The organism is Thalassobium sp. R2A62, from assembly GCF_000161835.1.
Taxonomy (GTDB): Bacteria; Pseudomonadota; Alphaproteobacteria; order Rhodobacterales; family Rhodobacteraceae; genus Thalassobium.
The window spans coordinates 1,938,863-1,950,606 of the sequence record NZ_GG697169.2; the positions used below are offsets into that span (position 1 = coordinate 1,938,863).

The 11,744-nt window shown below is 56.3% G+C and carries 11 protein-coding genes; 2 read left to right on the forward strand and 9 right to left on the reverse strand.

Annotated elements, in window-relative coordinates:
• Window positions 1-3 precede the first annotated feature (3 nt).
• On the forward strand, window positions 4-2,313 hold the full coding sequence (locus TR2A62_RS09570) for an aldehyde dehydrogenase family protein (RefSeq protein ID WP_009158705.1): 2,310 nt from the start codon (window positions 4-6) through the stop codon (window positions 2,311-2,313).
• 74 nt (window positions 2,314-2,387) lie between these two features.
• Here the strand turns inward: TR2A62_RS09570 and TR2A62_RS09575 are convergent, their stop codons facing one another.
• The 9 genes from TR2A62_RS09575 to TR2A62_RS09615 all read right to left on the reverse strand — a co-directional run bounded on the left by TR2A62_RS09575 (window position 2,388) and on the right by TR2A62_RS09615 (window position 10,080).
• Window positions 2,388-3,062 (reverse strand): DUF1523 family protein, encoded by a 675-nt coding sequence (locus tag TR2A62_RS09575; protein WP_009157797.1) that lies wholly within the window; start codon window positions 3,060-3,062, stop codon window positions 2,388-2,390.
• A gap of 12 nt (window positions 3,063-3,074) precedes the next feature.
• The gene (locus TR2A62_RS09580) at window positions 3,075-3,347 is read right to left on the reverse strand and encodes a hypothetical protein (RefSeq protein WP_009158709.1); all 273 of its coding nucleotides are present in this window, start codon (window positions 3,345-3,347) and stop codon (window positions 3,075-3,077) included.
• A 2-nt stretch (window positions 3,348-3,349) separates the two neighbouring features.
• Complete coding sequence (locus tag TR2A62_RS09585; protein ID WP_009158272.1) at window positions 3,350-4,678, reverse strand: DUF6638 family protein; 1,329 nt, start codon at window positions 4,676-4,678, stop codon at window positions 3,350-3,352.
• Window positions 4,675-5,019, reverse strand: coding sequence for a hypothetical protein (locus TR2A62_RS09590; protein ID WP_009160748.1), 345 nt, complete (start codon window positions 5,017-5,019; stop codon window positions 4,675-4,677). Before TR2A62_RS09590 ends, TR2A62_RS09585 begins: the two co-directional genes overlap by 4 nt.
• Window positions 5,012-5,626, reverse strand: coding sequence for a hypothetical protein (locus tag TR2A62_RS09595; protein ID WP_009160365.1), 615 nt, complete (start codon window positions 5,624-5,626; stop codon window positions 5,012-5,014). Before TR2A62_RS09595 ends, TR2A62_RS09590 begins: the two co-directional genes overlap by 8 nt.
• Window positions 5,627-7,564 (reverse strand): ATP-binding protein, encoded by a 1,938-nt coding sequence (locus tag TR2A62_RS09600; protein ID WP_009157452.1) that lies wholly within the window; start codon window positions 7,562-7,564, stop codon window positions 5,627-5,629.
• 106 nt (window positions 7,565-7,670) lie between these two features.
• Entirely contained in the window at window positions 7,671-8,804 is a 1,134-nt protein-coding gene (locus TR2A62_RS09605; protein WP_009157458.1) for a hypothetical protein, read from the reverse strand.
• Window positions 8,797-8,985 carry a hypothetical protein gene (locus TR2A62_RS09610; RefSeq protein ID WP_009158958.1) on the reverse strand — a complete coding sequence of 63 codons (189 nt, stop codon included), beginning with the start codon at window positions 8,983-8,985 and terminating at the stop codon, window positions 8,797-8,799. The genes TR2A62_RS09605 and TR2A62_RS09610 overlap by 8 nt, the downstream gene beginning before the upstream one ends.
• An 18-nt stretch (window positions 8,986-9,003) precedes the next feature.
• Complete coding sequence (locus TR2A62_RS09615) at window positions 9,004-10,080, reverse strand: hypothetical protein (RefSeq protein ID WP_009159357.1); 1,077 nt, start codon at window positions 10,078-10,080, stop codon at window positions 9,004-9,006.
• Between the two features lie 216 nt (window positions 10,081-10,296).
• Here TR2A62_RS09615 and TR2A62_RS09620 point away from each other — a divergent pair, with 216 nt between their 5' ends.
• Window positions 10,297-11,718 carry a Hint domain-containing protein gene (locus TR2A62_RS09620; RefSeq protein ID WP_009160457.1) on the forward strand — a complete coding sequence of 474 codons (1,422 nt, stop codon included), beginning with the start codon at window positions 10,297-10,299 and terminating at the stop codon, window positions 11,716-11,718.
• Window positions 11,719-11,744: the final 26 nt, after the last annotated feature.

The window sequence follows — 11,744 nt, forward strand, 5'->3', positions numbered from 1 at the left end:
AACATGACTGTCAAAGACACCTTTCAATCCATGGAATACGGACCTGCCCCCGAAGACGCATCAGACGCGCTCGCGTGGCTTGCCGAACGCGGCGGGATCGCGGGACATTTCATCGACGGCGCGTGGGGGCCCTTGCGCGACGACATCACAGTCATCAATCCCGCAACAGGTGACCGCCTCGCCGGCCTGACCCGCGGCACCGAGACCGACGTGACCAAAGCGGTCACAGCCGCCCGCAAAGCACAGCCCAAATGGGCCAAGCTGTCAGGCCATAAACGTGCGCGCATCCTTTATGCAATCGCCCGCCTGATGCAGAAAAACGCGCGGCTCTTGGCGGTCATGGAAACACTGGACAATGGCAAACCGATCCGTGAAAGCCGTGACATCGACGTCCCCCTCGCCATTCGACATTTCTATTATCATGCTGGCATGGCCCAGCTGATGGACGAAGAACTGCCCGATGTCGAACCACTGGGTGTCTGCGGGCAAATCATCCCGTGGAACTTCCCCTTGCTTATGCTCGCATGGAAAATCGCACCCGCGATTGCGATGGGCAACACGGTCGTTCTAAAACCGGCCGAATACACATCCATGACCGCGATGATCTTTGCCGAGATTTGCCGCGACGCCGGCGTGCCTGATGGGGTCGTTAATATCGTCACAGGCGACGGCGAAACAGGCGCCGCACTGGTCAATTCGGACGTCGACAAAATCGCCTTTACCGGCTCGACCGAGGTTGGCCGCCTGATCCGCACAGCCACCGCTGGCAGTGGCAAATCCCTGACGCTCGAACTGGGTGGCAAATCCCCCTACATCGTATTTGACGACGCCGATCTGGACAGCGCGGTCGAAGGCCTCGTTGACGCGATCTGGTTCAATCAGGGTCAAGTGTGCTGCGCCGGTTCCCGCCTGCTGGTCCAAGAAGGCATTGCTGATCGCTTTTACGCCAAGCTCAAGGCACGGATGCAAACACTGCGGGTCGGTGACCCGCTGGACAAATGCATCGACGTGGGTGCCATCGTCGATCCTGTACAATTGGCCCAAATCACCTCGATGGTCGACGCCAACACCGAAGGCGAGATGTTCCAAACAGCTGCCCCCTCTGGCTGCTTTTATCCACCAACATTGATCACAGGCCTCCACTCTGCATCGACCCTGATGCAAGAGGAAATCTTTGGCCCCGTTCTTGCGGCAACAACATTCCGCACACCGTCCGAGGCAATCGAGGTCGCGAACAACACGCGCTACGGTCTCGCTGCCAGTGTGTGGACCGAGAACATCAACCTCGCACTGGATATCGCCCCCAAACTTGTCTCAGGCATCGTCTGGATAAACGCTACAAACCTGATGGATGCCGCCGCCGGCTTTGGTGGTGTCCGAGAGAGCGGCTTTGGTCGCGAAGGCGGATGGGAAGGTCTGCGCGCCTACACCAAACTCCGCAACGCGTCGAAACCGAACAAACCTCACACCCCGATGAAAGGGGACGGCGGCCCAACCGACGGCGTGGATCGCACCGCGAAACTCTACATCGGAGGCAAGCAGGCGCGCCCTGACGGTGGTTATTCACAACCCATCTACGGCCCACAAAAGAACCTGCTCGGTCATGCAAGCATCGCCAACCGCAAAGATGTCCGCAATGCGGTCGAGGCCATGAACACAGCCAAGAAATGGTCGGGGACAACAGCCCACCTGCGCGCGCAAATCCTCTACTACGTCGGTGAGAACCTATCTGCCCGTAGCGACGAATTCGCCGCACGGATCAACGCCATGATGGGTGGCAAATCCGGCGCCAAAGAGATCGACGCCGCAATCGACACGCTGTTCACCTATGCCGCGTGGTGCGATAAATTTGATGGGGCGGCCAAACCCGTCCCCATGCGCGGTACCGCTCTTGCCATGAACGAACCCGTGGGCAACATCGCGGCGCTCTGCGGTGACACACACCCTCTCTTGGGGCTCATCACACCAATGGCCGCAGCTCTTGCTATGGGCAACCGCATCACATTGCACGCCTCGCCCGCCTACCCGCTGGCCGCGACCGACTTTGTCCAAATCTTGGAAACCTCCGACGTCCCTGCTGGAACAGTCAATATCGTGACTGGCCCACAGTCAGAGACAGCCAAACACATCGCCGCTCACGCGGACATCGATGCGGTTTGGAGCCTGTCCGAGACGGATCATAGCGCCCTCATTGAGGCCGCAAGCGTCAGCAATCTCAAACGCACTTGGATCCCGTCAGGCACTCCTAGCGCGCGCGAGTATCTGAACGCCACGACCGAGGTCAAAACCGTCTGGATTCCATACGGCGAATAACGCCGCTCAGGGCTATCAAGAGTTCAGAGTTTGAGCTGCCAAAGCAGCGGGGAATAAATCCCCCGCGTGCAAAGTTACTTGCTTCTCCACGTATCCAGCCAACGCCGTACGCGGCCGCGCCGCTCACCGATGTCCGCGCTTACACGGTCATAGCGATCGTTCGCTGCATCCCCTAATGGGTCCAGCGTCCGTTCGCGGAACTGCATCCACATCGCACGCAGGAACAGGAACGCGGCGATCAGGAAGACAAAGAAGAAGATGTTGAACCATGGGATCAATCGCACATCAGGTCCGTCGATCGGCTTGATCGCAATCGCGTTCGGGAAAATCGACAGATAGCGCACGCGCCATCCGTAGTGCGTGATTGCCACCCATTCAGGGTCGTCCTTGCTCGAGACACTGTCTGTGGCTTCAGCTTGCAAATCCGAGCTGTCAAATTTGAAATACGGCGGCCAGATCCAGCCTGTGTCCTCGTTGCGGAACACCATGACCTGATCGCGTCCACGCATCATGCCAAACAGATATGTCGTCTTGCGCACCGTGTTGATCAGCCGCAAATCACGGGTTGGTTGCTCTTCGGCACCCGCATCCGCTTGGGCATAGAAAATCCGGTTGATCGATGAAAAATCGGTCCGGATGATCTCGGTCGATGTTACACGCGCGATGTCACGCTGCGGCAATGCATAGTGCAGCAGCAATCCCATAAACAGGATCACCACAATACGAACCACTCGACGAATATTACGCATACCTAAACCCTCTTAGTAGTTCGTGAAATAAACAATGCCCGCGACCAAACAGGTCGGGATGATGTAGACCAGCCAGATCAGTTTGGCCCGAAAACCGTTGTGATACTCGATCAGCCCCGTCTTGATGAACGCATCGCGATCCTCGGCTGACGCATCCGCGGGCGGGTTCGCGTCCCATTCTTCTTCCAACTTTTCGCGCCGTACAGACCGCGAATAAAACGCAATCGACAGATAGACGACGCTCAGGACCAAAAATCCGAATACGACCAATCGCACCAATGCCATGTCTATCTCCTCTTAACTGCGCCCCAAGGGCCAACACGCTCAACCATCAGTCTCTCAGGCACTTCCATCGGGGCCTCGTGACCAAAGAGCGCTTCACGCGCGCCTGCTTTATCGACTTGATACTCTGCTGCAAGGAATTCTGCCACATAGGCACGTTTTCCCTCAGGCCACGTGGCATATAGCGCATAAAACGCCTGCTTGTGCATGATGAACAACTGACGAATATCCAGCGGTGCCATCTCGGCCAACAGCATGTTCACCAGCCCCACGTCGCTGTGATCCTTGGCCCGTAGCGAATAGAAATACGCGGGATGATCGGATGTGATCCGTGGCCACGCGCCGCCGTTTTCGGCCCAATTCAGCAAGGCCTGTAGCCCAGTAAAGGCCTCGGGCATCAATGTCCGGTAACGCCGCGCAAGCCCGCGCAGTTCACGTCGTGATGCGCCGCTCAGATCTTCGCCCATGGTTGCCGCGACATCGACAATGATGAAATCCATCTTTTGTCGCAGGATCGCGGCGGCATCGATGCCGCGCGCCTGTACAATCGGCTCGACCAGATCGTTCTCTTGCAAAAAGGCAGCAACGCTATGCGGGTCGCTCATCCGGATCACGTGGTCGTCTGTCTCGACCACAGCATCATCTGACACGGCCACGACCGTGGGCGTTTCCAACCCGCGAAAACAATAGAGACCACCAAAATGGCTGGTCCAAAAATTGCGCTGTTCAAATGCCATCTGTCCCAGACGCACGGGGTTGCGCGTGACGTCGCCAGTTTGCTTGGCCACGCCGATCATCTGCGCAATCAACACATCATCGAACCACGCGTCCTTGTCTGTCTTGAACCGGTCAATCATCTGACCCAGCCGCTCTGATTGCGCGACTGTCGCCTCGGTAGTGTCAGCCTCGATCTCGATGCGTCCAATGCTCAGAACCTGCGCAACGGTATCCGCTGAAAACACCGAATTGACCATTTCGCCCGCAACCGCATCCCGCGCCGTCAACGCAAAGAGCGCGTCCTCGTTCGACACAATGAACTGCCGCAGGATATCACGGCTGGTGCTAAACTGTGCATTCAGCAGCGGTGCGCGAACCTGATCCGTCGTGAGCAAAATGAACTGGCGGTTCACGCCAGCGTGGTTGAGATACAGATCATCCCCCAACGCATCGCCCACCTCAGGGGAATACCCCGAAATATCGATATGAAAGTCGATCAACTCTGTTTCGCGCCCCGTCAAATGACGCAGCGCACGTTTATAGCGTTCGATCCAAACAGGGCTAGTGACATGCACCAGATTGCCAAACATCAAACCTTTTTCAATCAGTCGTTTCACCAGACTTCCTTTACCCAGTGTTTCGGCAACCCTGCCACGCTTAGGATCATGATCGGCCCCCAAAAGAACGCCGAAATCGCTGACAACCGCGCGAAATGCACAATCCCTTGCATGACACCTGGTTCAAAAACTTCGCCAATCGGCACGCCTTGCAACAGATAGAGCGAAAGGAAAAACAAAACCCCGACCCCCATCATCGTGACAGCGGACGTGAACGCCAGCCACATCAAGGGCCGTACCCCTTCGGCAAAGACCAGCGAATATAACTTGGGCACAAGCCATCCCATCAGCGTCAGCACCAGTGCTGGAAAAACGAGCGATGAGGCAAAGAAATCAAGCATGGGTTTTGCGCCCCGTATACCAGCGCCCAAGTGCAGCCAGCGCAACAACGGCCAGCGCGACGCCCAATACCTTGATACCCATGGTTTCACCTTTGACGGCCGAGCCACCAACAAACAACACAAGGACCGCCAGATGGATCAAGACGCGTGACACCAGAACCAAGCGTCCCTCAGTGCGGCTACGCAGTGCGATCACCGCATCAATTGGCCACCAGATCAAAATCAACATACCCGGCCAGAATGCACTAACCCGCGTGCTGCTGGTCATCCATTTGAATTCACCGTCAAAGAACCCGAACGCCGAGACATAGATATGCACGGCATAAGCGATCCAGCTCATTGTCCAAAACGCGCTCCAGACCTGCCACGCCCCACGGTTTCGAACCCAAACAGTTGCATAGACAGGGATCAGCAAGATTACAGCCGCCCAAGCCGTGAACGCAGATTGATAAAGGCTTCGCTCTTGACCAAAGGCCACATCTGCCACATCGCTGTCCGGAGGCACTAGGCTTAGCCAGCCGCTGTCATAGAACAACGCCGCTCCGGCAAAGGCCGCTGCCAACAGCCCCGCTGTCAGAACTGATGCTATGATCCAGCTTCGGTTCACTTAGGCACCTTTGCTCGCCAAATACCGCCGCTTGGCCTCTTCCATCCGCTCCATATCGCGCACTGCGTTTTTAATCGCGATCTCGTCGGATTTATCAGCGTAGCGGAACTCTGAATCGGCGTAGCGGTTGATCTCTTGGATCACCATTTCGGTCGTGATCGGCACGCGCAATTCAGCGATCATCGCTTTCTTTTCGTCATACCCTTTGAACAGGAACAGGTCCGGCTCTTCGACCCATTCGTCGGGCAATTCAAAGTCCATTGCCCGAATCTTGACCGCATCCGTGATGTTCTTGATCGCGCGGCCCGTAAACCGGCTGTCTGCCTCTTGGATACCCTTTAGATAGGTACCCATCTTGGCGATCGTGTCCAATTCACCAATCTTATCATGGACTTGATCAAACACAGCCAACAATCCTGGTTCGTGCGGCTTGGAATGGCCCTCGAACGATGCGGCAACCGCCGCCTTGATCTCTTGGGCGGAAAACACCGTGTGGTCGCCCACAGGAATGTCGTGGTTCTTGCCCATCAAGAGATAGAGAATATCAATATAGTCATCGCGCGTTTGCGGCCCATCCACGAGGAAGCGCGCACCCGCACGCTGACGCAGCGCATCGTCGACATTTTCAGGATAGTTCGAGAACATGCCAAACGTGCAATTGCCACGAACGACCGTGTTCGCGCCCGCAAAACTCTCCATCAACACAGCCGTAATCTCGAGCTGGCCCGCCGACGATTGCCGATCACCACGCTTGCCCGCCAACTGGTCAATGTCGTCGATTGTGCCAAACCCGATTACACCTGGATCGATCACATTGTTAATAAACGCCTTAGCGTTTTGTCCCGACTTACCCTGATAGCTGTCGATGTTATCAGTGCTCAGGTTTTGATAGCGGAACGGATAGCCCGCGGTCTCGCAATAACCCGACATCAGACCAGCCATCATCTGGATCAATGTCGTTTTAGCCGTGCCCGGCGCACCGTCACCCATGAACGTAAAGATAAAGCCACCCAATTCCGCGAACGGATTCAGCCGTCGGTCAAAGTCATAGGCCATCAGCATTTTCGCCAATTTCATCGACTGGTATTTTGCGATGTGGTTGCCGACAACTTCGTTGGGTTTCTTGAACGTCATCGTCAGGCTGCTGCCCTTGGCCGCACGCGCAGGTGTGAACCCTTGGACCGCGAAATTATCGGCCTCGACACGCCAGCTGGCGCCGACAAACGGCTCGAGCCGCGGGGCCGTGCTGGCCCGCGCGGCGACTTTGTCCATCAAGGCTTCTGCAAAGGCCGCAACCGTTGCTACCAGCTTTGCATCGCTTTGTGCGAACAGCCCGATGTCTTGGTCCAATTCCCACAACGCGCCGTGCAGCGCCAATTGTGCATTGTCAGTCAGCACCTCTTCGACTTCACCGATCTCGACGGTTTCCTCGGACGCATGGGCGGCCAAAAAGAACGACACGCCAGAGCCAAAGACATACATCACGGCCAAGGTCTCGGCGCTCAGTAGCTCCGAGAACTCGGCCTTCTTACCGCTGGGCAATGACCCATCCAGATTGGCGCGTTTTAGGTCCGCCAATCCTGTGCGTTCGCCATATTGCTCGCCTACGGCCAGCGCGATGGCCAGCGACCGGCGCACAGCATGTAGCACGTTGGCTTGCACCGGCGACACCAAACCGTCACCTTCGTCTGCGGCCTCGATCCGAGCGACCAATTGCACACCCTGCTGCGGCGTGCTCAACCGCGTGGCTAGACCCGGTGTCGTGCTGCGAAACCGCCGCCGCGTGCCGATCCCCGAGGACCGCTCGGGTTGATCTTCGGCCTTTGCGACCCCGATACGCGGCGCATGATCGAACCCTTCCATCATGGCGAGCGCGGCCTCGTAATGTTTGACCACGTCCTCTTCGCGCAACTCCATCTGATCGCTAGATTGGCTCATTTTTATCGTTCCTCATTCGTCTTTAATAGACGGTGCAGACCCATCCGCACCTCTGGCCACCGTCCCGTTGAAAATACAACCTCGGGCACAGCCTGCATTCATCCCGTCACCTATAGCTCAACACGCGGCCATTCGGGCTGACCACAAATTTGCGCACATCCCGAAATCCGGGCGGTGCCTTTTCCTCGAGCGACTGATAGGGTCGCTGGGGTAAAATGATGCTGCGTTCCGTGCGGGTGGTGCCCGTTTCGACACCGCGCCCAGCAAAGGGATCAAGCGCGAAAATCTCACGCTCGACGCTACTGAACCAGCCAGATTTTTCTGTCTCGACCCGCTTGCTGACCAGCTCTTCTTCGGTCCAGACCAAGGCCCAGTCTTCGCCCTTGGGTGCGCGCGCATCGGCCAATACCTCGCGCAGCGGACCAGACTGGCGCGTAAACGCGTGACTGTACATCGGGCCGATATGAAACCGTCTTAGCCGCTTGGGGTGCAAGTAATGGAAATCCTCGTCAAACCCCTGCGCGATGGTCAACAGCTTGAGCCCACCCAACGCCTGCGCCATAAGATGCGCTTGGACTTCGGGCCAGCGTAGCTCGTCCTTGGGCAGCGCCGTGCGCCCTGTGTCTTCGACCTCTAACAAATACACAGTCGGCAGATTGATCTGGCTGTCATAAACCGCCCAATGGATCAAAAACTTGCGCCGATCTTCGGCCAAATTGCCCTGCCACACGGCAACCGGATGATTGCGCGCCCAGAACAAATCTCCGCGCACCAACTCTTCGTAATACTGGCGCTGGCTCAGGGCGTATTGCAGCTTGGTCGGGATTTCGAGATCGCCAACGATTTTGCGGACCATCTGGTTTTTCAGCTCGTCCGTGCTGGGCATCTGCGCCAGATGCTTTTCCGCCTGTGCCGCATCATTGGCCATTTCCATGAGTTCGGAAAAGACGGGGAACCCGCTCTCTACACGGTCCATCATCAACTGACCCACCCGCGGCATCCGCCCCGAAAACAGATATTTCAGACGCAACGCTCGAAACGTAAATGTCAGGCCAAGGACATAGCGCGCCATCACCTCGACATCTGATTTACTCAAACGACCCTCGGCCTCCATCGTCCCCGCAACGCGGCCCAGATGGTTTGTGATCGCTTCGAACTTTTCGAAATAGCGCCGCGTGCTTTGCAGATTATCTAGCGCCACATGTTCGGCGGCACTGGTGTCGTTCACCGCATCAGTCATCATTGTCCGTCCGCTTGGGGAACAATCCCATCCGACGACCCAACACGACGGTGACCAATCCGATCACGCCGCCACTGATAACGCTGACCCACAGACTGTCTGGCGCGCCCAGCGCGTTGCGCAGCACCGACACCAAAACAGCCAGCGCGAATACGGCACCGCACAAGAACGCCCATTTCATTGACTTAGATCGCACGGCTTAGTTCCCGTACAGGTTCTTGTCGTGCTTCTCGACCAGCTTTTCGAACCGGCGCATGAACATCTCGTCCGCGCGCGCCTTCTTTTCCAAAACGTCCCGCGCAAAGACCATGTGGTCTTCGTGCGCTTCCATCATCTCGGCCATCCGCGCATTCGTCGCCGAACCGATTGCAGCCATTGCTGTTTGTGCTTCTTTGTCCGTCTCGACACCGATTTCGTTGATCCGGTGTGCGACATCCTGCTGCTGCGCCGTCTTCAACGACTTGGTAAGGGCATCGTAGAGAACAACACGTTGCTGCGTGTCTGTCTTGAGCTTGTTGATCAAAACCATCTGCGTTGCCGCTTGGTTTTGCAGGCTGTCGGTCCAGGTTTTACCCTTCTCGATATAGCGCTCTAGCGTCTGCGATTTTGCCAGCATGACCTGCTCTTGCTGGATCAACTCGTTGTATTTGGTGTTCAGTTCCGCCAATTCGGTTTCCAACTTGGTCCGGGCAGCGGCATCTTGCTCAACCGAAATCTTGTTTTCTAGCGTGATAATCTGCGGATCCATACCCGAAACTTCGGCGCGCACGGCCTCTAATTCACCAACCGTCGATTCGCGCTCGTCCAAGGTTCCAACAAGGTTCGCCTCGACCTTTTCCTTTTGCTCGTTGAGCACGGCCAGCTGACCGTCCAACAAAGTGACAATCGTGTCCGATTTCGAGATTAGATCTTGCAGCTTGTCATCGACGCTGGCCTCACGCATCCGCTCTTCACGCATGCTGTCAGACTTCCCACGGCTAAAGATGCCAACAAAGCTCTCCCAACCGGTCTTGTCACGTAAATCACTGAATTCTTGAGAAAATCCAGCTGTCACATCGTCCAATCCCATGATCAGTTCAGCAATGTTTGCGTTCATTGCCTCGGTGTGCGCATGCACATCATCCAACGTTGCGTTCTCGATATCGACGCTGACATCCGTACCCTCTTTCATCTTGGCGCGGGCCACCTCGATCCGGCTGGTCAGATCGGCAATCTTGCCCTGAGCCTCGGCCACCCGAGTTTGTGATTCACGAATTTGCGCGTCGAAATCTGACATAACGTCTCCTGAAAAATGGGTGCGGACCACTGTTCCGCCATCAATGTTTATATGGGTAACATACCCGTGATATTTTAGCACTCAGATACCAAAGAAAGGCACCTGTGACTTTTTAGCAGAGTTTTGCTTGCTGCTATGACACCACGGATGAATTCAAAATCCAACTATGTTAGGCCTAATCTGCCTGGGGACATGACATTTGCATGAGGCAAAAAAATGGCAATCGGACAAGCCGGCACAGTTGTCACCAACTCGCCTACTGAAAACGCGCCTATCACAATTACACTAGACCAGCCGTTGACCGATCCGGTCTTTGCGTTGACTGCCACCAACAACGGCGGCAACCAGTTTGTGTTGCGCGTCACCGGCCAGACCTTGGATGCGAATGGCGACACAACGGCATTTACGTTTATCATCGAAGAGTGGGAATACCACGACGGCCCTCACGGCGCGACCGAGACGATCAACTGGCTCGCAGTTGAGGAAGGCGTGCACACCCTGCCCGACGGTCGCATCATTGAGGCCGGAACAACCAGTGCGACCAGCGGCAACTCCACTGTGGCACTTGAAGGTGGCTTTATTGATCCGCCTGTCGTTCTGACCTCTGTCATGTCAGAGAATGATACCACCACAGTCGACAGCGATCCGTGGAATATCACCAACAGCGGCTTTACCGTTTCCTTGCAAGAGGAAGAAGCCGAGGACGACAACCACGCGGCTGAAACAGTCGGCTACATTGCGATCCAAGGCGGCGGCGACGCAGAGTCTGGCACGGCCAATACCTTTGGTGGTTTTGACGAAGGCACGGATATCCTGTGGCTGGGCGATACCTTTACCGATGCTGTTGTGTTGGGTGAGACCCAGACAATGAACGGAGGCGACACCGCGACGGTTGTGATAGACGGCCAGACCAATTCGACCGTCGACATGTTCCTAGAAGAGGAAGAATCACAAGATACCGAAGTGAACCACATCAACGAAACCATTGGTGTTGTGGCGTTCGAGGACGGGCTAATCCCCTGCTTTACAGCAGGCACAATGATCGAGACGGACACTGGGCCCCAGTTGGTTCAATTCCTTAAACCGGGCGACATGCTGCGCACCTATGACGGCGACTTCAAACCGGTCAAACTGGTTCTGCAACGACGCCTGACCGCGGCAGATCTGGCCGAGCATCCCAATCTCATGCCGATCCGCATCGACGCAGGCGCTCTTGGGTCAAAGCTGCCAAACCGCACGATGCATGTCTCGCCGCAGCACCGCATGTTGATCGCCTCCCGACTGGTGGCGCGCACCTTTGATGTGCCCGAGGTTCTGATGGCGGCCAAGCATCTGACGGCCCTGCCAGGCATCTCGGTTGACGATCAGACAGACGGTATTCTCTACGTCCATGTCATCATGGAACAGCACGAGGTTTTGATCGCGGATGGCGCCCCATCCGAGAGCTTGCTTCCCGCACCTGAAGCGTTGCGGGCCATGCTCCCCGAGGCACGTGCTGAAATTCTTTCGCTGTTTCCTGAGATCGGGTCAGACGACTACATCCCGACGCCAGCACGTTCAATCCCGCACCGCAAACAGCAGCGCGCTTTTGCAGAAAAGCTGGAATCCAAAGGCAAAAACCTTCTCAAAATACACTAGGCAAACGGGCCGCCCTGTTGATGAGG

What these genes read in the sequence shown, in the direction of transcription:
- TR2A62_RS09570 (WP_009158705.1), top strand. Translation starts at nt 4, where the DNA reads ATGACTGTCAAAGACACCTTTCAATCCATGGAATACGGACCTGCCCCC.
- TR2A62_RS09575 (WP_009157797.1), bottom strand. Translation starts at nt 3,062, where the DNA reads ATGCGTAATATTCGTCGAGTGGTTCGTATTGTGGTGATCCTGTTTATG.
- TR2A62_RS09580 (WP_009158709.1), bottom strand. Translation starts at nt 3,347, where the DNA reads ATGGCATTGGTGCGATTGGTCGTATTCGGATTTTTGGTCCTGAGCGTC.
- TR2A62_RS09590 (WP_009160748.1), bottom strand. Translation starts at nt 5,019, where the DNA reads ATGCTTGATTTCTTTGCCTCATCGCTCGTTTTTCCAGCACTGGTGCTG.
- TR2A62_RS09600 (WP_009157452.1), bottom strand. Translation starts at nt 7,564, where the DNA reads ATGAGCCAATCTAGCGATCAGATGGAGTTGCGCGAAGAGGACGTGGTC.
- TR2A62_RS09605 (WP_009157458.1), bottom strand. Translation starts at nt 8,804, where the DNA reads ATGACTGATGCGGTGAACGACACCAGTGCCGCCGAACATGTGGCGCTA.
- TR2A62_RS09610 (WP_009158958.1), bottom strand. Translation starts at nt 8,985, where the DNA reads ATGAAATGGGCGTTCTTGTGCGGTGCCGTATTCGCGCTGGCTGTTTTG.
- TR2A62_RS09615 (WP_009159357.1), bottom strand. Translation starts at nt 10,080, where the DNA reads ATGTCAGATTTCGACGCGCAAATTCGTGAATCACAAACTCGGGTGGCC.
- TR2A62_RS09620 (WP_009160457.1), top strand. Translation starts at nt 10,297, where the DNA reads ATGGCAATCGGACAAGCCGGCACAGTTGTCACCAACTCGCCTACTGAA.